The sequence below is a fragment of the Staphylococcus pseudoxylosus genome (assembly GCF_044794325.1).
Classification (GTDB): Bacteria; Bacillota; Bacilli; order Staphylococcales; family Staphylococcaceae; genus Staphylococcus; species Staphylococcus pseudoxylosus.
The window spans coordinates 782717-804340 of record NZ_CP085024.1 but is presented as its reverse complement, the minus strand read 5'-3'; the positions used below and the strand labels follow the sequence as shown (position 1 = coordinate 804340).

Here is a 21624-nt window from a genome sequence, read left to right as displayed (position 1 = left end):
GTTTTAGTATATAATCAAAACCTATCTTGTAGTACTAAATAATATAAAGCAATAGCACCTAATAAATAAACCATAGTACCGACCATAAATGAACGAAATTGTATATTGAAAGGAATCTTTTTATTAAATATAGGTCCTAAAACTAAATTACCTATAGCTAATATAATAGGACCACCTAAGAAAAATATTAATAAATAACCATTCATAAAACTAACTCCTATCAGCTTCAAAACATAATGCTATGATTTCATCCGCAGACAAATCTTTCCCTATATATGCAATATGACTAAAGTCTTGTAATTCCGTCATATCATTCGTATTGACAATAACATCAAGGCCAGCAGTAACAGCTGCTGTTGCACCATTTACTGAGTCCTCAATTGCTAGGCAATTTGCTGGGTTATAATTTAATCTTTGAACAGCAGTGAGATATGGATCTGGGTTAGGCTTAATTGACTCTACATCTTCACGCCCTACAATAACATCTATATACTCGCTCAATCCTAAATTATCAAACGTTGGCTGAATATCTTCACGATAGCTACTTGTGGCAACTGCCATAGGGATATGACGTTTTTTACAATATTTCATAAGCTGATGCATTGCATCAACAATTGGTAAAGAAACACTCGTTTCATTATGTTCTAAATAAACCTTTTCCTTATCATTCGGGCCAAGTTGTGCTTCCAAATAACTATGTAATTCCGTTGCAGCGCCTCCTATAGATTGACGATAAAAGTCTAATGAGATTTCCTGTAAATTGTGCTGAATTAAGTGCTTATTAATAATTTCAAACAGATGTTTTTCTGTATCTATAATCGTGCCATCAAAATCAAATACAACTGCCTTGTACATAATTACGCCTCCTATTTAATATGGGGTCACATTCATTTAATGATAGCTTATCATATTTCAGATTTGAATTAACTAATTATAACCATTTTTATAACACAAGCGAATCATATTAAAAATGGCCCAACCCATAGCATTACTATGAATTGGACCAATAAGTTACTTTAATTATTTCATTGTCTACTTGACTGGATACAGTTCATAAATTAGCTTAGTATCTTCCTATTTTTTATCGTTTATTCCAATATTTAGCTAATATTGGTCCAGTAATATTATGAATCAGACTAAACACAGCTCCTGGAACTGCAGCTAATGGGCTAAAATGAACGGTGGCTAATGATACAGCCAGCCCTGAATTTTGCATACCTACTTCTATAGAAACAGCTTTTTTATCAGCTCTTTCCAAATGGAATATTTTAGCCAAAGTATATCCAAGCGTGTAACCTACAATATTGTGTAAGATAACAACAGCAAAAATCAATAAGCCTGTTTCAAGTATTTGTGATTTACTTCCCCCTACTACTGACGCTAAGATAAGCGAAATTGCAACAACTGAAACAATTGGTAAAGCTGTCGCTGATTTAGCGGCAAAGTTTTTAAATAATTTTTGTAATATAAAGCCAATGATGATTGGAATTAAGATGACTTGGACAACTGACCAAAACATACTCATAAATGATACTTCTAACCATTGATTAGCAAATAAATATATTAAGGCTGGCGTTAAAATCGGCGCTAATAGTGTGGACACACTTGTAATTGCAACTGATAAAGCGACATTTGCATTAGCAAGGTAGCTCATTACATTACTTGATGTTCCGCCAGGACAACATCCCACTAAAATAACACCTATAGCTACTTCTGGTGGCAGATTAAATAATTTAGCAATTAAAAAAGCTGTTAATGGCATAATTGTATATTGTAATATAACGCCAATGATCACTGAACGCGGTGCTTGAAATACAATTTTAAAATCTTTAGGGTCTATCGTTAACCCCATCCCTAGCATTACAATACCTAATAAATAGGGAACCCATCCACTTAATGTTGCTAATTGGGCAGGAAAAATAAAACCTATAATTGCAGCAACTAACATCCATAATAAAAATGTGTTGGTTGCAAATCTACTTACTTTTGATAACATCTATAAACACTTCCCTTTATGTATTAACAAAGAAAAATGTATCATACTTTATACTTCCAAACAACTTAATTTTCTAAATATTCTAAAAATAATATCTGTAATAAATTAGTATGAAAAATTTTAAACTTCGTTCTTAAGACCTAGTGATTCCAATAAAAAAGAGTGGTACAATCTAATAGAAATAATAACTTGTGGAAATTTAAGTGTAATTGAATATTATGATTAATAGAGATAAACACTTTCTATAGATATTGGGGGTATCATATGTTTTTAGATAGAACTGAAACTTTTGTGTTAAATATTGGAGGATTAAATAATCGTGCCTCAAGAAAAAATTTAACTAAACTATGTAAGCAAATACAATTTTGTAATTCATTTAAATTTACGATTTTCAAACAAAATAATTTGTATGCTTTAGAGATTAATTTACCAAAGCAGCAATTACCATATATGATTAGTTTCCTTAGTTTTCATAACTATTCTATTTATCAAATACTACAAGGTACAGATACTAATGACCTTTTAGATTTAGATCATTTATTATTATCTTCCAAACGTTTTGAATTAGTTGTAGATGGACTTCGTGATGCATTTATTAAAGACAAAGTCATCGATATTTTAAATTTAATAAATCAAACCGAATACATTACATATACTTTCAATCGTAATAAGATAAACGTATCGACGTCACCCTCAGTTTTTGCAAAACTCATATATATGCTTGCTACGCATAACATCGACATACTTGGTGCTGTATATCAGCCTCGTTGGATGAATAAAGCTAGAATTTCATAATTTAAATAAACTACTTATAAAAATTACCAATTTAAAATAAATATTAAAAAAGAGGAACCAAGACATTGATGTTTTGGTTCCTCTTAATCTATTAGGCAATCGTTACATGAATTGAAATTATTAACTAGTTCCTATACAAGTACTGAGCCTTGATTAATTCATCCTCTATTGCTTATATATAATTATTTTATATCCTCATTATTCACTAGATTTTCAAATGCTTCTCTTACTTGAGGCACAGACATACCTACCACCACTTGAACATTTTTACCACTTTTTACTAATCCATGTGCCATTTGATTATGTGTAAAATACGCACTATCTTCGACCTTCTCAACATCGTTCACCGTAAGTCTTAGGCGTGTTGTGCAGTTGGTTACATCTTTGATATTTTCCTTGCCACCTAAACCTGCTAAATAATAAATCGCCTTATCTTCATACTCATTTCCTGTTGCTACTGCGCTATGATCTTCGTTCTTTTTACCTTTATAATCATTTTTATTATATAATTTCACATCTTTTTCATCTTTTTTACGACCAGGAAGTGGAATATCAAATTTAAGAATTAAAAATCTAAATAAGAAATAATAAATCGCAGTAAATCCTAACCCTATGATGATTTGTATCACATAAGTTAACCAATGATTTTGTGCTAACGGTATCCAGTTTGTTGCAAAGAAGTCTAATAGTCCTCCTCCAAAGTTACCTACTAAACCAAATCCATACATCATTGTATCCATTGTTGCAGCTAATAATGCATGCAATACAAATAAATATGGCGCTATAAATAGGAATGTAAATTCTAATGGTTCGGTAATACCAACTACAACAGCAGTTAATGTTGCTGGAATAAGTAGTGCTGCAATTTTCTTTTTATTTACTTTAGGCGTTGTTGAATACATAGCCAAAGCAATACCTATAGCTCCAAATACTTTACCATTACCTTGTAACATAAACCCATATGGGAACTGTTCTTTTAACGGTTTGGTACTTTTAGCAAATTCATTAACGTGTTCAAACCATTCTGCTTTTAAGCCATGATTGACTACAACAGGACCAACTTCAATTGGTGCATATATAAAATGGTGTAATCCTGTTGGAATTAGTACTCGTTCTAAGAAGTGATACAACCAAACGCCAATATAACCTGATCCAATAATAAAGCCTTGTAATGAAGTTATACCACCTTGCACCGTCGGCCAAATAATACACGTAAGTAGTGCTATTGGTAACATAACAAAGAATGATATCGTAACCACAAATGTTAGACCTTGGAAAACGCCTAACATCTCTGGTAATCGTTTACTGTAGTATCGATTATGTATCCAAGTTATGATACTCGAAATGATAATTCCACCAAGTATATTCGTATCTAACGTTTCAATCCCAGCAATCGCTTTAAGTCCTGTTACATTTTCAACGCCTTTTTCCAAATTCGCTCCAAATGTATGCGGCCATTGTGTAAGTATTGCATTTATAAAAGTATTGAACATAAGGTAGCCCATCAATGCTGCTAAAGCTGCATGTCCAGGCGCTTTTTTAGCCAAAGATAGTGGCAAACCGACCACAAACACAACTTCCATATGATTAAAAATTGTCCAACCACCAGCTTCGATTACTGACCAAATCTTAAACCAAGTTGTTCCATCAGCAGCAATGCTTCCCATAATCGATGGGTTTTTAAATAAAGTGGCAAATCCTAAAACAATACCAAAAAATGCAAACATTAATACAGGTACAATCATCGCACTCCCAAATCGTTTAATTGCATTCATAGCCGTATAACCTCCTATTTCTATACATAAGCATTTGTCTACACATCATTCATAATAAATCTATAAATATAATTCATTGAGCATGTGTTGTATGTGATTAACTCAATATTAAAGGAAACGCTTACATACAGACAATAGTTTGACGCCATTCGGAACAATTTTGTATAATCAGATTATATTTTCAAAACATGAAATTTTTTTCATGCAATGTGAGGTGACAAATTTGTTTTTAGATGAACGTGTTAACACTAATTTTAATAAATTAAATGAAAATGATTTACATATTGCACATTTTATTAATACACATATCCTACAATGTAAAACGATGAAAATACAAGAATTAGCAGAACACACCCACGCATCTAACGCCACCATTCATCGTTTCACTCGTAAGTTAGGCTTTGATGGTTATAGTGATTTTAAATCTTATTTAAAATTTGAAACTGAACAATCACATCAATTACCTTCAGATTCAATAGAAGGTTTTAAACAAGAAATCGAAAATACTTTCACTTATTTAGAAAGAATCGATTATAACCTGATTACAGATAAAATTCACCAAGCAGAAACCGTTTATTTATATGGAACTGGATTAGCCCAAATGAATGTTGCTCAGGAAGCACAGCGCATCTTACTAACGGTACATAAAAATATTATCGTACTCCATGACGTACACGAATTTAAAATGGTATTAAATAAAACAACACCGAAAGATATCTTCTTTATCATTTCTCTTTCTGGTGAATCAGAGCAGTTAACAGATATCAGCAATTTATTACAATTGCGTCAAAAATATTTTTTCTCTGTAACCACTTTAAAAGATAATACACTTGCTCAAAAGGCGAATTATAATATCTATGTATCTAGTAATACATTTTACTTAGCAGATGGCATAGATTATTCAAGTTTTATTAGTTACCATATTTTCTTCGAAACCTTATTACGAAAATATAATGAACGTAAAGTTATAGGCGAACTGTATTAAATACACTGCCCAGCTATTGATTTATTCGACATGTTCAAATAACTGTATTTAAGTTTAAATGATTATGTTAAGTTTGTTAATAACAACAAAAGCTCCCTCTAAAGCCTGTCACATTTGGTGATTACTTTAAAGGGAGCATTATTTATTTTTAGTGCTGACCGAGCAAACCATATAAAGTATTTACTTTGATACAGGTCGAAATTTCATTCAAACTTTATTCAAACCTAAATAATATTATCAGGATCGAAATAATCCAATAAAACCATTATCACTCAGTATGATTGCTATATCAGCGTACTATTTTATAAATCCGCTTCAAACGCTTCAAGCGCTAATTGTAGTTTATCAAATAACATTTCAAATCCATGTGCCGTTGAATCATGATATTCTTTCTTCTTCTGTTTATACTCTAAAGATGTTAACCTTCTTTCTCTTGGTACAAAAGCAATATAATTGAAAATCATTTGCGTAATGCCTGGTTCTCTTTCGAATATTTCAACTTCTATCGTATCTTCTGAATCACTTAATTCTGGCATACCAATTGTCATGACGATATATTCATAAGGTGTTAATGAAGCAAATGTACCTTGTACTATATTCTCTTTACCTTTATGAACATCAACAATTTTGTACTTACCATTTTGTTCAGCAGCTACTTCAATAGTTTTATTTGTTCTTTCAGTTGTCATAAACCATTGTTTCAGAAAACGTTGATCTGTCCAAGCTTGGTATAATAATTCAGGTTCTACTTTAAATAATCTTTCAAGACGAATTTCAACATTCTCATTTTCTACATTGTATTTACCCACGATCGATTGTTCACCTACTTTCACTCTTATTACTATTCTAACGCATTACACTATACTTCTAAACAATTATCAAGTAAATATAGTGATGTTCTTTAATATTTATAAAACTTTAACAATCTCATTTTATCGCTATTAGTCAGTAAACGTCAAAACTTTCATTTTCATTAAATATCATACTAAATAAACTTCACATTTATCTTAGCATATTCTGTTAGCATACTGTTTATTTAAAATAGCGAATGAGCCCGGAACATTCATATATCCCGGACTCAAATTCAAAGCTAGCTTATAGTCTCTTAATATTATATAACACAATGAACATCATCAATTTTCAAATCATGCTTATTAGCATATAACTTCAATACTCTATTGAGAACATAAAAATCATTGCTCAATTTGATGTTACAATGTATCTTATTTACTTTTTATCTAATCTAGGTAATCTAAAGAAAATTGCTATAAGTCCACAAACGCCTAGTATCATTGGATAAATTGCGTAAGGTACTAATTCAAATGGAGATATAGACGCCACACCTGCAGCAGCTATCAATTGAGGACTATATGGCAGCATCCCTTGGAAACAACTCGCAAACATATCTAAAATACTAGCTGATTTACGTGGATCCACATCATATTCCTCTGAAATATCTTTTGCTAATGGTCCTGCCATTAATATAGAAATAGTATTATTTGCGGTTGATATATCTGCCACACTGACTAAGCCAGCAATACCTAATTCTGCACCACGTTTAGATTTCACTTTACTGCGCACAAAATTTAATAGCCAAGTAATACCACCATTATGTTGGATTAACGCCACTAAACCACCAATGAGCAATGCAATAATCGCTATATCTTCCATACCGATAATACCTTTAGATATAGAACTTAATAAACCTGTCCAACCAAATGAACCGTAGATTAATCCAATAATTGCAGAAAGTATAATACCACCGATTAATACGATAACTACATTTACACCTATTAATGCCAAGATAAGCACAAATAAGTATGGAATTACTTTAATAAGATCATAATCATAACTTTTATTTGCATCTATATGGGCACCATTTGTTAAAAACCAAAGCGCAATAATAGTAAATATCGCGCCAGGTAAAACAATCTTTATGTTCACTTTAAATTTATCGCTCATTTTCGTTTTTTGGGTACGTACTGCAGCGATCGTAGTATCAGAAATCATTGATAAGTTATCACCAAACATAGCTCCACCAACAACAGTAGCCATTGTAATCGCAGCCGAAACATCTGTAGCCTGACTTAAACCAAAGCCAACTGGTGCTATAGCAGCTACCGTCCCTACAGACGTCCCCATTGATAAAGATACAAACATACATATGATAAATAGTCCGACGATAATTAAATTTTCTGGGATTAATGATAACCCTAAGTTAACCGTCGACTGCACGCCACCCATATCTTCAGTCGTTTGAGAAAAGGCACCTGCTAATAAGAAAATTAACATCATTAAAATAATATTGGAATGTCCTGCACCTTTTGTAAAAACTTCAACTTTTTTTTGAAATGATTCTTTTCTATTTAACGCTAAGCCGACAATAGCAGCAACTAATATAGCTACATTCAGTGGCATCGTAGTAAAGTCGCCTGTACTAATACCCACACCTAAAAACATACCAACAAATACGATTAAAGGTATCAAAGCCCATGCGTTACCTTTTTTTGTCTCCTCCATATATAACCAACTTTCCTAAATATTAAAACAGAACCCAACCTTCTGTTATTTTTAAGTCCAAAAAATAAAAAAACTCTTTCTAAATTAAGAAGAAAGAGTAAACTGTGATTCATTCTTATCTTCTAGCATGAATTATGCTACTGGATTTGGCACACGCATCATCATGTTGCCGAAGTATCATCGGGCCAGTCCCTACACTTCTCTTGATAAGTTATTATTTTATTTTATTACAGTACAGTATTAATTGTAATTCGTCAAATATGGAATTGGACAGGAAACAATTTAAAAAACGATTTCATTATCTAATTCCTTCAACGTCTATTATTTCAATAGAGCTTATGTTATTTAGTCGCTTTATATTTACTGCATCGGACGTTCGATAGTAAATTTATTACCTAAAGAAGCATAATCATTACCAGCTAAGCGCGCCACTGCATTTAGCGCATCAGGGTCTATTTTACTATCTTCAATATAAACTGATTCATCAATATGAAACATGACTACTTCACCTATAATTAAATCAGATCCTTCCTGAGGATCACCTAATGGAATAATTCGATCTAGCTTACATTCCATTCGAATTTTGGCTTGTTCAATACCAGGTACTGCAACTAATTCAGAGTCAACACAATTAAGACTTGTTCTTTCTAATTCATTTTGATTACGAGTCAACGGTGCTGCTGTATGGTTAATTTGTTCAACTGTATCTTCATCTGTAATATGTACTACAAATGATTCCGTTTCTTCAATATTTAAAGAAGTGTCTTTCCGTTTCCCTTCAGAGCGACCTGTAGAAATCATGATCATTGGCGGCGCGCTATTTATAACATTAAAAAAGCTAAACGGCGCTGCATTTAAATGCCCATCTTTATCTTGCGAAGTAACAAAAGCGATGGGTCTAGGTATCACACTACCACTTAATAGTTTATAATTTTGTTTTTTGCTTAAAGCATCTGCTCTAAATTTTTTCATAAATGATTACCTTACCTTTCAAAAATAAGGAGGTAGGATATCAATGTATCCTTTCCTCCTTATGCTTAGTATCACCGAGACATTGAAACACTAAAAGTTAAATAAAATTACCGTCTCATTACGTTACTTCATCAATTCTAATCTAATTGAGTACCACCTGTCACGCCATAAACTTGGCCTGTAGTATAACTTGATTCCTCAGCTGCTAAATGTACATACACGCCTGAAAGTTCAATCGGTTGCCCCGCTCTACCTAACACTTCTTTTTGACCGAAAGTTGGAATTTTAGATTGGGGCTGTCCACCAGAAATTTGGAGTGGTGACCAGAATGGTCCTGGTGCTACACAATTTACACGGATTCCCTTGCTACCTAATTCTTCAGACAAGCTCTTGGTAAGTGAAATGATAGCTGCTTTAGAAGCGGCATAATCATGTAAGATTGGGCTTGGATTATAACCTTGCACAGATGAAGTCAGTGTAATTGTTGCACCAGGTTCTAAATAATCAATCGCTTTTTGAACTGACCAGAAAATAGGATAGACATTTGTTTCGAACGTCTCAGTAAATGATTCAGTATCAAAGCCTTTAAGGTTGTTTCTATATTGCTGATGTCCTGCTACAATCGTTACATTATCTAATCCACCAAGTTTGTTATAAGCTGTTTCAACTAAATCATAGTTAAATTGTTCATCGCGTATATCGCCTGGGATTAATACAGCTTTACGTCCCGCTGCTTCAATCACTTGTTGTACTTCTTCAGCGTCCACTTGCTCAGCAGGCAAGTAATTAATCGCCACATCTGCACCTTCTTTAGCATACGCTATGGCAGCAGCTCTACCGATAGCGGAATCTCCACCAGTAACTAACATTTTATAATCTTTTAAACGCCCATAACCGATATAAGTAGTTTCACCACAATCAGGTTTAGGGTCTAATTTATCTTGTAAACCTGGAACGTCTTGTTCTTGTTTTGGGAAATCTTCACTTGAAAATTTTGTTCTAGGGTCTTGTCCTGACATATGCAAACACTCCTTATTTAAAGAATATGCTTATGCATTACCCTGATTTTTTAACTTTTAATACATCAATCAAAGATTCTATTTAGATTGTTCATTTAAAAGTTTTTGTACAAAACTTACGAAATAATCAGGTACTTTTTCTAATATACGTTCATCTGGATCATATTTAGGATGATGCAGATCATACTCACTATTAGAACCAATAAACACAAATACACTTGGATATTTATTTGAGAAACCTGAAAAATCTTCTCCAATAGTTAATGGTTGATCCATAATACTCACATTATAACCTACCGCTTTAGCAACCTCTATCGCGTCTTCTGTTAATTTTTCATCGTTAACAACCGCACCTGGTAAACGATGGTATAACGTTTCAATTTCAACACCAAATGCTTCTGCAAGACCACTTCCAATTGCACGCAAACGTTCTTCGATATAATTACGTTTCTCTTCGTCAAAACTTCTCACTGTACCTTGCACATAAGCTTCATCTGCAATCACATTCCATGTATTACCACTAGACACTTCACCAATAGTAACAACAGCGTTATCAAATGCTGATAAATTTCTGCTCACAATAGACTGCACACTATTAATTAATTGTCCTAATACAATCACTGGATCATTACCTTGTTCAGGTTTAGCAGCATGAGCGCCTACACCTTTAATTTTAAATTCAAATCGGTCTACAGATGATGTAATAACTCCTGATTTCACTGCAAATTCACCAATGTCTAATGTAGGATAATTATGATAACCTAATACCGCTTTAGCACCTTCTATCGCACCTGTATCAGTAATATGATACGCTCCATAACCTAGTTCTTCTGCAGGTTGGAAGATAATGCGTACGCGCCCAGTTAATTGCGATTCAATTTCTTTCAATTTTGTCACTACTGCAAGAATGCTGGCCATATGAATATCATGTCCACAAGCGTGCATCATACCTTCATTCGTAGATGTAAATTCATGTACAACTTGCTCTTTAATAGGCAAAGCATCTATGTCTGTTCGAACTGCTACAAAATGTTCACCTTGACCGACCTCTGCTACTAATCCCGTTTCTAATGGTAAGTCTAGGATGGTAATTTCATATGATTCTAAAATTCTTCTTAATCTTTTTGTTGTTTCATATTCTGCATCTGATAATTCTGGATATTGATGAAAAGTCCTTCTCCAATTTATGTAATCTTCATATTGTGGCATTATATGTCACACCCTTTCTTATTTTTTAAGCACAAAATGAGGTAGTAACAAATCGTTACAATCACTACACCTGCAGCTAAATTATTCGTTAATAATATTATCGCCATTGTTAGTATTACTATAGACCCATTAAAAACCGGTGCTTTTTTAACAAATGATACAGTTCTTCTATCAAATGTATTTAAAGATATCGTGATTAGTACGGTCGCTAATACCGCCATAGGTATCTGACCAATAATACTTCCAAATACAAATAAACTAAAAAGTAAAAAGCTACCAGTAATCAAAGTTGAAACTCTAGATGTTGCTCCCATACTTAAATTAAATTTTGATTGTCCGACTAATGCGCTACCACCATATCCACCAAACAATCCTACAATAAAGTTTGCAATACCTTGACCAATTGACTCTTTGTTTTTATCACTAGGCGTATCCGTAACAACGTCCATCATGCGAGCAGTTAAGGTTGTTTGTATAACAGCTACAATAGCCATTGTTAATCCATACATAAAAATAATAAATGTATTTTCTAAATCATACATCATTTTAGGTAAACCAATATTTGGCAAATGTACATGTATGGAGGCTAAATTGTGAACATATTGTATATCTGGTTTGATTAACCAAGCAGCAAAGGTTAAAACAATAATAGCAACTAAAGGTGCTGGTATGAATTTTACGTATCTTTGTGCCAACCAAATAATTATAAATGAAATTAACACAAGAACATAAGTAGAATTAGAAATTTGAAATATATTATCAAGTTGAGATGTGAATAGCAGTACGCCAAGTGCATTCATAAATCCTATGACAACGCCTGTAGGAATATAATCTAATAGTTTATTTGTATGACAGTAACCAAATATGATTTGGATTAATCCCATAAAAATTGTAGCTAAAATCACTGCTTGCATGCCATGACTAGCCATAAGCGGTGCTACAACTAAAGAGACACCACTACTTGGCGCTGAAACCATTAAATTCCTATTGCCTGTGAAACTAATGACAATCATCATTAATCCAGTACTCAACAAACCTATTATGGGACTCACGCCTGCGATAAAAGAAAATGCGATAGCACCTGGCAAAAGTGCGAGCGCTATTAATACGCCAGATAGTGCGTTCGACATGATATTACCTTGCCATTGTTTGATATAATCAGTTTGTATCACGCCGAATGTCACCTCCATATGTTCCTCTTGTCATATGGTATCATAATTGTCTAAATATTTTATCAATTCTGTTTATCAAAATATAAAAATATTAGTACCTGAGCTCTTGCTCATGTGTAAGAGCCACTAACTCAATAAATTGAGAAGTGGTTACTTTAAAGATTAGACTTGGTACACCTGAGCTCTTGCTCATGTGTAAGAGCCACTAACTCAATAAATTGAGAAGTGGTTACTTTAAAGATTAGACTTGGTACACCTGAGCTCTTGCTCATGTGTAAGAGCCACTAACTCAATAAATTGAGAAGTGGTTACTTTAAAGATTAGACTTGGTACACCTGAGCTCTTGCTCATGTGTAAGAGCCACTAACTCAATAAATTGAGAAGTGGTTACTTTAAAGATTAGACTTGGTACACCTGAGCTCTTGCTCATGTGTAAGAGCCACTAACTCAATAAATTGAGAAGTGGTTACTTTAAAGATTAGACTTGGTACACCTGAGCTCTTGCTCATGTGTAAGAGCCACTAACTCAATAAATTGAGAAGTGGCTCTAAAAAATCTGGGACATCTTTTGATCTCCCAGACTAACAAAATAATTACATTAACCTTTTAATTGAATTTTATTATCTACTAATACTTTTCCATCTTTAATTACTGTTTCTGCATGGTTAATACCATAATGATATGGGATATATTCATGGTTAGGTGCATCCCAAATTACAATATTTGCTCTATCGCCTTTATTAATTGTTCCAGCATTTACATCTATTGCTTTTGCAGCATTTACCGTTACCGCATTCCAAATTTCATTTGGTGATAGTTTTAATTTTAGCGCAGCAATAGACATTACAAGTTGTAAATTATTGGTAACACAACTACCAGGATTAAAATCTGTTGCAATTGCAATCGCGCCATCATTATCTAGCATACCTCTTGCATCTGCATAGGTTTCTTTGCCTAAATAAAATGTTGTTCCTGGAAGTAATACAGCTACAGTATCACTTTGTTTTAATTTCGCTTTACCTTCTGTACTTGAAGCTACAAGATGATCTGCAGAAATTGCACCTTCATCAATGGCTAACTCGAGTCCACCTAATGGATCGATTTCGTCAGCATGTATTTTCACATCAAACCCTAATGCTTTAGCAGCTTGCATATATTTTCTTGATTCCTCGATGGTAAACACACCTGTCTCACAAAATATATCCGCAAAATCTGCGTATGGTTTAACTTCAGGTAACAAATCAATCATTTCTTCCAAGAATGCTTGATTTGATTGCGCATCTTTAGGAACTGCATGAGGCCCTAGGAAAGTATGCTTCATATCCAAATTGTATTTGTCTGCTAAACGATTAGATACGCGTAACTGTTTCAGTTCGTTTTCTTTATCTAAACCATATCCACTCTTACTTTCTACAGCTAACACGCCATGCTCAATCATAGTTAACAGATTCTTCTCTGCCTTTTTAAACAATTCATCTTCAGTAGCTTTGCGAGTCGCTTCAACAGTAGATAAAATGCCTCCACCTTGTTCAAGAATTTCCAAATATGAAACACCTTGCCTTTTAAGTGACATTTCATGTTCACGTGATCCTCCATGCACAAGATGTGTATGAGCTTCAACAAGTGCTGGTGAAACTACTTTTCCTGTTGCATCAATAATTTCATGCGCTTCATAATCATCCGTATGATTACCTGCATAAACTATTTTGCCGTCTTTTACAACAACAGTTCCGTTTTCAATGATATTTAGCTCATCTAATTCTTTTCCTTTTAATGGACGCTCAGTTGATTTTGGTAAAATAAGTTCTTTTATGTTTTGAATGATTAAATCGTTCATTATTTGTCTCCTTTACCTGTAATCATTGGGATTTTTATACCTTTTTCTTTTGCTACTTCAATTGCAGATTCATATCCAGCATCAGCATGTCTCACTACACCCATACCCGGATCCGTAGTAAGTACACGTCCTAAACGTTTATCTGCGCGTTCAGAACCATCTGCAACAACAACCATACCAGCATGTAACGAATATCCCATACCAACGCCACCACCGTGATGGAATGAAATCCATGAACCGCCTGCTGCAGTATTGATTAATGCATTTAATATTGCCCAATCACCAACAGCATCAGAACCATCTTTCATTCCTTCAGTTTCTCTGTTTGGGCTTGCAACAGACCCTGAGTCTAAATGGTCACGTCCAATTACAATCGGTGCAGAAATTTCGCCGTCACGGACTAATTTATTTAGCGCTAAGCCCATTTTGGCACGTTCTTCGTATCCTAACCAAGCAATACGTGATGGTAAGCCTTGGAATGCTATTTTATCTTGAGCTAAATCTAGCCAACGAATTAATTTTTCATTGTCTGGAAAGATTTTTCTCATTTCTTCATCAGCGCGCTCAATATCTTTAGGATCTCCGCTTAAAGCTGCAAAGCGGAAAGGACCTTTACCTTCACAAAATAACGGGCGAATATATGCAGGTACAAATCCAGGGAAATCAAATGCATTTTCTAATCCATCATTATATGCAACTTGTCTAATATTATTACCATAGTCAAATGCAACAACACCATTTTTTTGGAATTCAAGCATATATTCAACATGTTTTCTCATAGAAGATTGAGATTCTTTAACATATTGTTTTGGATCTTTATCACGAATTGCTTTTGCTTCTTCCAATGAATATCCCTGTGGTACATAACCATTTAGTGGATCATGGGCACTTGTTTGGTCCGTTACGATATCAATTTTAAAACCTTTATCTAAAATGGCCTTATGTGTATCGACAGCGTTGCCTACTAAACCAATAGAAAGTGGTTTACCTTTATCACGTGCTTCTTCAGCTAAACGTAATGCTTCATCTAAATCATGTGTTTTCACATCGCAATAACGTGTTTCCATACGCTTATCAATACGTGTTTCATCAACATCTACACCAATTACAACACCACCGTTCATTGTAACAGCAAGTGGTTGTGCACCACCCATACCACCTAATCCAGCAGTTAACGTTACTGTACCGTTCAACTTACCATCAAAATGTTGATTGGCAAGTTCACCAAATGTTTCATAAGTACCTTGAACAATACCTTGAGAACCAATGTAAATCCAACTACCTGCCGTCATTTGGCCATACATCATTAATCCTTTTTTATCTAATTCATTAAAGTGGTCCCAATTTGCCCATTCTGGAACTAATACTGAATTTGAAATTAATACACGTGGCGCTTCTTCATGTGTTTTAAATACAGCGACCGGTTTACCTGATTGTACTAACATTGTTTCATCTGCTTCTAATGAGCGTAATGTATCTTCAATCGCTTCAAATGCTTCCCAATTTCTAGCTGCTTTGCCAATGCCACCATAAACTACCAAGTCTTCTGGACGCTCAGCTACTTCAGGATCAAGGTTGTTATATAACATTCTTAAAACCGCTTCTTGTTCCCAACCTTTACATTCAATATCTAAACCTTTTTTTGCTACTATTTTTCTCATGAAAAATCACTCCTTAATTTAATAAAATGTTCCTTTGTTTAAAATATCCATAATGCAAATGGAATAGTAATAAGTAATGTGAATACCACTCTTTCGAACCATATGATCACTAGTTTACCGACTGATATTTTAACTTCCGTCGATAGAATTACTGGCACTACACTTGAAAAGAATATAATGGCTGAAACACTCATCACTGCCACTGTAAATCTTGTCGCTAAATCTGCACTTTGAGCTATTGCTGCTGGCAATAACATCTCTACTATAGAGATTGTTGAAGCTTGTGCTAAAACCGCAACGTCACTTACAGGAAATATACTTATAATTGGATAAAAAATGTAAGAAATATATTCAATAATTGGTGTATATTCCGCGACGATTAACCCTAAAAATCCTATCGACATGATAGATGGTAAAATAGCAATGGTCATTACTACACCATCACGCAAATTCTCTATTACATTTTCTATCAAAGTTTTCGAATTTTTGACAGCTATCTTAGCTTCTAACCATGATTCTTCTAATAATGGCATATCTCTACGAATTTCTTCTTTGTACGGTTGGTCTTGATACGTCGTTGTCTTTTCTGTTCTTATAGGTGGGATTTGTACTGTTATTGCAGTTACAATAAATGTAACTGCTAAAGTAAACCAAAAATAAAGGTTCCAATATTCTATAATACCTAATGTATTTGCTACGATAATCATAAAAGTAGCAGACACCGTTGAGAACCCTGTTGCGACTACTACTGCCTCTTTGTGCGTATACCCCCCATCTTTATATACTTTATTTGTAATTAATAAACCTATCGAATAACTACCTACAAATGAAGCAACAGCATCTACAGCTGATTTTCCTGGAGTTTTAAAAATTGGTCTCATTATCGGTCTACAAATAACTCCAATAAATTCTAGTAATCCAAATCCTATTAAAAAGGATAAGAATATTGCACCTATAGGAATCAATACGCTTAAAGGTACTGCCAACTTCTCATATAAAAATGGTCCAATACTTTCTTTTAATACAAAACCAGGTCCAAAATCAAATACCACCATAAAAGCAATAAATACCCCTATGACTTTAAATAAACTAAAGACTATATCTGTTTTAGACTTATTCCATTTCTTATTGATAAATGGATGTGCTGCGCCAATCAAAATTAAAATCAATACATAATACGGTAAGATTGGATTAAGCAATTTCGATATCCACTGTACGATATGATCAATCATAATCGTTGATTGACCGCTAATAGTAATTGGTACAAAGAAAAATATAATACCAATAAGACTATAAACGAAAAATTTCCACATGTACTTCACGCCCCTTACATGAAAGTACGCCTCCCTCTATATTTCACAGTATAGTATGTTATTATATAGACTACCAATATAAATAAACTAATTATTAATAACTTAAAACTATAAATAAAATTTTTTAGAGGTGTCTGAGATATGAAGATTGTTCAATTAGAATATTTTGTAGCAGTTGTAAAATACAATAGCTTTACGAAAGCAGCTAATTTTTTACATATTAGTCAACCATCACTGACTACTACGATAAAAAAGATGGAATCAGACTTAGGTTATGATTTATTTACGCGAACTACTAAAGATATTAAAATCACCGAAAAAGGTATCCATTTTTATAACTATGCTCTACAACTCATACAAAATTATCATCAAACAATTGAGAAAATGCATGATCTCAATATGGGACATGTGCCTAAAATCAAAATATCTATTTTAGAATCTACAAACCAATGGATTTCACAAGTGCTGGCAACACATAAAAAGCAAAATGCAGACCAGACTTATCTAATTTCAGAAATTCATGATCAGACTAAGATCATAGAATTACTTATTAATTTCGAAAATCATCTCGCTTTCACAAACGAGCAAATCATTCATGAAGATATAACTTCCATACCGTTATATGAAGAGTCTTATGTATTAATCACACCCAAAAATGCATTTCCATATAAACGAACGACATCAATCGCGTCTTTACCGCTTATTTTACCAACGAAAGGTTCCCAAGTGCGTAAACATCTTGATGACTATTTTAATCGAATGAATATGCATCCAAATATTGTAATTGAAGCTGATCGCTTCGAAGCGGCAACCAACTTTGTCCATAGAGGCTTAGGTTATGCAATTATTCCACGCGTTTATTACCAATCTTTTAACGCACGAGACTTAGATGCAATAGATATCCGCCCGACGTTAAGCCGCTCTATTTACATCAATTATCTAAAAAAAAGAAAGCACTCTGAACGCGTGCTTTCTTTCATTGACCAATGTATAAACTATTGGAATTTTAAAGAATAAAATGATGGAGGAAGTTTGCTGATAATTTGGCTGTTCTATTATCGACATCATATTTAGGATTAGTTTCAGCAATGCTTATTGTTGAAACTTTTTCATTCGGTATAATACGTTTTGATAGTTCGAGAACAACATGTGGGAATAATCCTAGAACACCATTGGCACTCACACCTGGTGCAAATGCACTATCAATAACATCCATACATATCGTAAACATGATGACATCATGATCATGGATAAAACGTTCTACTTTATCCTTAATTGGAGGAGAGATTTGATGCAGTAATTCTTCCGAATAAACATAACCGATACCTTTAGTTTCAGCATAATCAAATAATGCTTGTGTATTACCACCTTGTTGAATACCTAATACAAGATAATCAACATTGTCATCCTGTTCTAATATTTGCCTAAAGCTTGTACCAGACGTGGAACCTTCTGCCTCTCGCGTATCAAAGTGAGCATCTATATTGATAACACCAATCGATGCATCTGGATAAGCTTCACGTGTTCCTAAATACTGCGCATATGCGATATCATGCCCACCCCCTAATAGGAATGTTTGCTTATGTCTTTTAATCGATTCGGCTACGAAATGTGCATACTCTTCTTGTGTTTCTTCTAAAGTTTGATGGTCATGTTCTACATTACCATAATCATATACGTTACATTTTCTAGTTACAGGCAAATTAGCAAACACTTTTTTAATTGCATCAGGCCCTTCTTTAGCACCTGTTCTCCCTTTATTAAGTTCGACCCCTTTATCTACTGCATAGCCTAATAAACCTACACCTTGACGTGTTTCATTGTAGTCGTCCTCAATATTGCGAAATTGTATCGTTTGAAAATGTCTAAATTGCGATTCTTCTGTTTCACTATCTATTCTGCCTGTCCAAAGATCACGTTGTGCTAGTTTATACATAATTCTCCTCCTTTAATTACTTAACTACCACTTAAAGTATACGCTTACATTTTAACCAATTCAATTTATAATTATCTTTACCCAATTGCCCACATGATAATTTACAAAAATCACCAAAAATTATTTCAATTAGATGTTAGATAATGTAAAACTATTACATTTCAATGATAAATCTTTAATTTAATTTATTTCTCGACCATAAATATGTATAATTAAGAACGAATGATTTTCCGAAACCCTATTGGAGGTTACATAATGAATACAAAACGTATACCTGGTTTTCAATGGGCAATGATGATATTTATTTTCTTCATTATAGCCTATGCATTACCGATTATACTTAAAGATTTTCAAAATACAGTACCATTTAAGAGCTTTGTCTTTGACATGAGTACCTTAGCACCATTAATTACTACTATAATTTGTCTTATCGTTTTCAAACAAAAACGTACGCAATTAGCGAGCTTAAAACTCACTATTGATTTAAAAGTAATTGAACGTGTCATTTTAGCACTTGTGTTACCATTACTTATTTTTATCATTGCTATGGTAAGTTTTAACATCTTTGCTGATAGTTTTGTTCTATTACAAACAAAAGACTTATCTGTTTCAATTCTTTCTATCATAATTGGACAAATTGTAATGGCATTCTTTGTGGAACTTGGTTTCCGTTCATACTTACAAAATATCGTTGAAAATAAAATGAATACATTTTTCGCCTCTATTATCGTTGGTTTTATGTATTCTATATGGAACGTTAATATTGCCTTTAGTTTTGATTATGCAATTTATAGTTTCCTTTACTCGTTTGCCTTTTCAATGATTGCTGGGGAATTGATTCGTGCTACAAAAGGACGTACAGTTTATATCGCCACAATTTTCCATGCGTCAATGTCATTTGGTCTTGTCTTCTTATTTAATGAAGAATTAGGTGAAGTTTTTGCTATGAAAGTAATTGCATTGTCTACGGTTGCGGTCGCAGTTGTATATATTTTAATTAATCTAATCATCCGTGTAATACTTTATTTCTTCACGAAACGTAATTTAGATGAAGTTGAAGAAAACAACTACCTTGATCATGTTAATGAAGATGATCAAAATCTTACTGATGACGTTAAGGATAGAGAACATCAAGATGATAGCTCTACTACTGTAAATGAGATTAATCAAAATGAGAACCATCAACAGCAATCAATCTCAGACGACTCCGTGGCACATGGTTCGACAACAACAGCAGTACAAAATCATACTAATGATGACGCAACAGCTGGTTCTAACTATACAGAAGAGCACACAACTGATACAGAAGAAGATAATAGCCGTGCTAATATCATTAAAGAAAATACACCTTCTGTCGATTCAAGTGAATCGGATGCAATGACGCATCATAACGAACCACAAGAATATAACGATAAAGTAAACCGTCATACTAATAGTGCTGTTGAAGCATCAACAGAAAAAGCACACCCAAATGCTAAAGATGCATCACTACGTCAACATGACACGAATGTGCAAGAGACCAAAGCACAAGATGACAACCCAAGGGACAATGACAACAGTAACCAACGCTCACCATTTGATTTAAAGAGTAAACGTGGTCACCGTCGTTAATATATAAAAACAAGAGCCAAGACAAAAATGTCTTGGCTCTTGTTTTTTATTACAACTATCTTTAATCAAGCTTTAAGTACATGAATCATTTTAATCTTTACTATAAAATTAAATGAAGGGAGAGGCAACAATTATTTATTAATAATTTTAACTCCAGCCTCCGTTCCAATAATTGCTTGATCTGCAATATCTAAGAAATATCCTGTTTCTAAGACGCCTACGAGGTGTATTAAATATTCGTGCATTTCGGCAGGTTCTATATTTTCATTTAAATCAACATCCAATATATAATTACCATTGTCAGTAATAAATGGTACATCATCTACCATGCGACGTATGACCTTTAAATTATCATATGATTTTATTTTTTTAGCCACGAGCAACCAATTGAATTTATCAACTTCAACAGGTAATTTAAACGTTTGACCAAGATAATCCACACATTTACTATCATCCGCTAAAACGATAAATCTATCAGCCATGGCATCAATGACTTTTTCCCTAAATAAAGCGCCACCGCCACCTTTAATCAAATTCAAGTTGTTATCAATCTCATCAGCGCCATCAATAGCAATATCAATTACTTCGACATCATTAACATCAACCACACGTATCCCCAATTCTTTTGCAATTAATGCAGTTTTATTGGAGGTACAAACGCCAGTTATATTAATTTGCTCTTGTTCCAGTTTCTCTGCAATTTTTGGGACAAGCAATTCAATTGTTGATCCAGAGCCAATTCCAACAATCATACCGTCTTTGATTTGGTCTAATGCATCATTAAATGTACTTATTTTCAACTGTTTCTTATCCATAATGCTTC

At 33.6% G+C, this 21624-nt stretch carries 19 protein-coding genes and 1 riboswitch; of the genes, 4 read left to right on the top strand and 15 right to left on the bottom strand.

The genetic code is table 11. The features are described from left to right. Positions 1–14: 14 nt before the first annotated feature. The 3 genes from LG295_RS03590 to LG295_RS03580 all read right to left on the bottom strand — a co-directional run bounded on the left by LG295_RS03590 (position 15) and on the right by LG295_RS03580 (position 1996). Entirely contained in the window at positions 15–206 is a 192-nt protein-coding gene (locus tag LG295_RS03590; RefSeq protein WP_107531143.1) for a hypothetical protein, read from the bottom strand. Positions 207–210: 4 nt separating this feature from the next. Continuing rightward, the gene (locus LG295_RS03585) at positions 211–855 is read right to left on the bottom strand and encodes an HAD family phosphatase (protein ID WP_107557717.1); all 645 of its coding nucleotides are present in this window, start codon (positions 853–855) and stop codon (positions 211–213) included. Between the two features lie 226 nt (positions 856–1081). Then, entirely contained in the window at positions 1082–1996 is a 915-nt protein-coding gene (locus LG295_RS03580) for a bile acid:sodium symporter family protein (protein ID WP_107554833.1), read from the bottom strand. Positions 1997–2260: 264 nt separating this feature from the next. Here LG295_RS03580 and LG295_RS03575 point away from each other — a divergent pair, with 264 nt between their 5' ends. After that, positions 2261–2791, top strand: coding sequence for a hypothetical protein (locus LG295_RS03575; protein ID WP_107530340.1), 531 nt, complete (start codon positions 2261–2263; stop codon positions 2789–2791). 182 nt (positions 2792–2973) lie between these two features. On the opposite strand, the gene LG295_RS03570 is transcribed toward LG295_RS03575, so the two are convergent. After that, positions 2974–4566, bottom strand: coding sequence for an alpha-glucoside-specific PTS transporter subunit IIBC (locus LG295_RS03570; protein ID WP_325999659.1), 1593 nt, complete (start codon positions 4564–4566; stop codon positions 2974–2976). Between the two features lie 223 nt (positions 4567–4789). On the opposite strand from LG295_RS03570, the gene LG295_RS03565 reads away from it, so the two are divergent. Further along, on the top strand, positions 4790–5551 hold the full coding sequence (locus tag LG295_RS03565; RefSeq protein ID WP_107557719.1) for a MurR/RpiR family transcriptional regulator: 762 nt from the start codon (positions 4790–4792) through the stop codon (positions 5549–5551). Between the two features lie 302 nt (positions 5552–5853). Here LG295_RS03565 and LG295_RS03560 read toward each other — a convergent pair whose 3' ends face one another. The 9 genes from LG295_RS03560 to LG295_RS03520 all read right to left on the bottom strand — a co-directional run bounded on the left by LG295_RS03560 (position 5854) and on the right by LG295_RS03520 (position 17254). After that, the gene (locus tag LG295_RS03560; RefSeq protein ID WP_107530345.1) at positions 5854–6360 is read right to left on the bottom strand and encodes an SRPBCC domain-containing protein; all 507 of its coding nucleotides are present in this window, start codon (positions 6358–6360) and stop codon (positions 5854–5856) included. Between the two features lie 418 nt (positions 6361–6778). Beyond that, positions 6779–8071: a Na+/H+ antiporter NhaC family protein gene (locus LG295_RS03555; protein ID WP_325999660.1), complete on the bottom strand. Its 1293-nt coding sequence runs from the start codon at positions 8069–8071 to the stop codon at positions 6779–6781. A gap of 112 nt (positions 8072–8183) precedes the next feature. Further along, positions 8184–8284, bottom strand: a riboswitch (SAM riboswitch). 147 nt (positions 8285–8431) lie between these two features. Beyond that, the gene (locus LG295_RS03550; RefSeq protein WP_107530349.1) at positions 8432–9043 is read right to left on the bottom strand and encodes a flavin reductase family protein; all 612 of its coding nucleotides are present in this window, start codon (positions 9041–9043) and stop codon (positions 8432–8434) included. Positions 9044–9180: 137 nt separating this feature from the next. Continuing rightward, positions 9181–10062, bottom strand: a complete 882-nt coding sequence (locus tag LG295_RS03545; RefSeq protein WP_107557721.1) for an SDR family oxidoreductase — start codon at positions 10060–10062, stop codon at positions 9181–9183. A gap of 78 nt (positions 10063–10140) precedes the next feature. Further along, complete coding sequence (locus LG295_RS03540; protein ID WP_107530354.1) at positions 10141–11271, bottom strand: amidohydrolase; 1131 nt, start codon at positions 11269–11271, stop codon at positions 10141–10143. Then, complete coding sequence (locus LG295_RS03535; protein ID WP_107557722.1) at positions 11271–12461, bottom strand: SulP family inorganic anion transporter; 1191 nt, start codon at positions 12459–12461, stop codon at positions 11271–11273. Before LG295_RS03535 ends, LG295_RS03540 begins: the two co-directional genes overlap by 1 nt. Before the next feature lie 580 nt (positions 12462–13041). Continuing rightward, positions 13042–14280, bottom strand: a complete 1239-nt coding sequence (gene hutI, locus LG295_RS03530; RefSeq protein ID WP_107557723.1) for an imidazolonepropionase — start codon at positions 14278–14280, stop codon at positions 13042–13044. Continuing rightward, the gene (gene hutU / locus LG295_RS03525) at positions 14280–15941 is read right to left on the bottom strand and encodes a urocanate hydratase (RefSeq protein WP_107557724.1); all 1662 of its coding nucleotides are present in this window, start codon (positions 15939–15941) and stop codon (positions 14280–14282) included. The genes hutI and hutU overlap by 1 nt, the downstream gene beginning before the upstream one ends. A gap of 38 nt (positions 15942–15979) precedes the next feature. Continuing rightward, positions 15980–17254 (bottom strand): YjiH family protein, encoded by a 1275-nt coding sequence (locus tag LG295_RS03520; RefSeq protein WP_107557725.1) that lies wholly within the window; start codon positions 17252–17254, stop codon positions 15980–15982. A 141-nt stretch (positions 17255–17395) separates the two neighbouring features. On the opposite strand from LG295_RS03520, the gene LG295_RS03515 reads away from it, so the two are divergent. Then, a complete protein-coding gene (locus tag LG295_RS03515; protein WP_107530365.1) occupies positions 17396–18271 on the top strand; it encodes a LysR family transcriptional regulator in 876 nt (291 codons plus the stop codon). Here LG295_RS03515 and hutG read toward each other — a convergent pair. Beyond that, positions 18261–19190 (bottom strand): formimidoylglutamase, encoded by a 930-nt coding sequence (gene hutG / locus LG295_RS03510; RefSeq protein ID WP_325999341.1) that lies wholly within the window; start codon positions 19188–19190, stop codon positions 18261–18263. The two genes, LG295_RS03515 and hutG, sit on opposite strands and share 11 nt — an antisense overlap. A 255-nt stretch (positions 19191–19445) precedes the next feature. Between hutG and LG295_RS03505 the strand changes: the two genes are divergently transcribed. Beyond that, complete coding sequence (locus LG295_RS03505) at positions 19446–20801, top strand: lysostaphin resistance A-like protein (RefSeq protein ID WP_325999342.1); 1356 nt, start codon at positions 19446–19448, stop codon at positions 20799–20801. A 131-nt stretch (positions 20802–20932) separates the two neighbouring features. Here LG295_RS03505 and LG295_RS03500 read toward each other — a convergent pair whose 3' ends face one another. Beyond that, positions 20933–21619 (bottom strand): ribose 5-phosphate isomerase A, encoded by a 687-nt coding sequence (locus LG295_RS03500; protein ID WP_199186488.1) that lies wholly within the window; start codon positions 21617–21619, stop codon positions 20933–20935. Between the last annotated feature and the right edge of the window lie 5 nt (positions 21620–21624).

What these genes read in the sequence shown, in the direction of transcription:
- LG295_RS03590 (WP_107531143.1), bottom strand. Translation starts at nt 206, where the DNA reads ATGAATGGTTATTTATTAATATTTTTCTTAGGTGGTCCTATTATATTA.
- LG295_RS03585 (WP_107557717.1), bottom strand. Translation starts at nt 855, where the DNA reads ATGTACAAGGCAGTTGTATTTGATTTTGATGGCACGATTATAGATACA.
- LG295_RS03580 (WP_107554833.1), bottom strand. Translation starts at nt 1,996, where the DNA reads ATGTTATCAAAAGTAAGTAGATTTGCAACCAACACATTTTTATTATGG.
- LG295_RS03575 (WP_107530340.1), top strand. Translation starts at nt 2,261, where the DNA reads ATGTTTTTAGATAGAACTGAAACTTTTGTGTTAAATATTGGAGGATTA.
- LG295_RS03570 (WP_325999659.1), bottom strand. Translation starts at nt 4,566, where the DNA reads ATGAATGCAATTAAACGATTTGGGAGTGCGATGATTGTACCTGTATTA.
- LG295_RS03555 (WP_325999660.1), bottom strand. Translation starts at nt 8,071, where the DNA reads ATGGAGGAGACAAAAAAAGGTAACGCATGGGCTTTGATACCTTTAATC.
- LG295_RS03550 (WP_107530349.1), bottom strand. Translation starts at nt 9,043, where the DNA reads ATGAAAAAATTTAGAGCAGATGCTTTAAGCAAAAAACAAAATTATAAA.
- LG295_RS03545 (WP_107557721.1), bottom strand. Translation starts at nt 10,062, where the DNA reads ATGTCAGGACAAGACCCTAGAACAAAATTTTCAAGTGAAGATTTCCCA.
- LG295_RS03540 (WP_107530354.1), bottom strand. Translation starts at nt 11,271, where the DNA reads ATGCCACAATATGAAGATTACATAAATTGGAGAAGGACTTTTCATCAA.
- LG295_RS03535 (WP_107557722.1), bottom strand. Translation starts at nt 12,461, where the DNA reads ATGGAGGTGACATTCGGCGTGATACAAACTGATTATATCAAACAATGG.
- hutI (WP_107557723.1), bottom strand. Translation starts at nt 14,280, where the DNA reads ATGAACGATTTAATCATTCAAAACATAAAAGAACTTATTTTACCAAAA.
- hutU (WP_107557724.1), bottom strand. Translation starts at nt 15,941, where the DNA reads ATGAGAAAAATAGTAGCAAAAAAAGGTTTAGATATTGAATGTAAAGGT.
- LG295_RS03520 (WP_107557725.1), bottom strand. Translation starts at nt 17,254, where the DNA reads ATGTGGAAATTTTTCGTTTATAGTCTTATTGGTATTATATTTTTCTTT.
- LG295_RS03515 (WP_107530365.1), top strand. Translation starts at nt 17,396, where the DNA reads ATGAAGATTGTTCAATTAGAATATTTTGTAGCAGTTGTAAAATACAAT.
- hutG (WP_325999341.1), bottom strand. Translation starts at nt 19,190, where the DNA reads ATGTATAAACTAGCACAACGTGATCTTTGGACAGGCAGAATAGATAGT.
- LG295_RS03505 (WP_325999342.1), top strand. Translation starts at nt 19,446, where the DNA reads ATGAATACAAAACGTATACCTGGTTTTCAATGGGCAATGATGATATTT.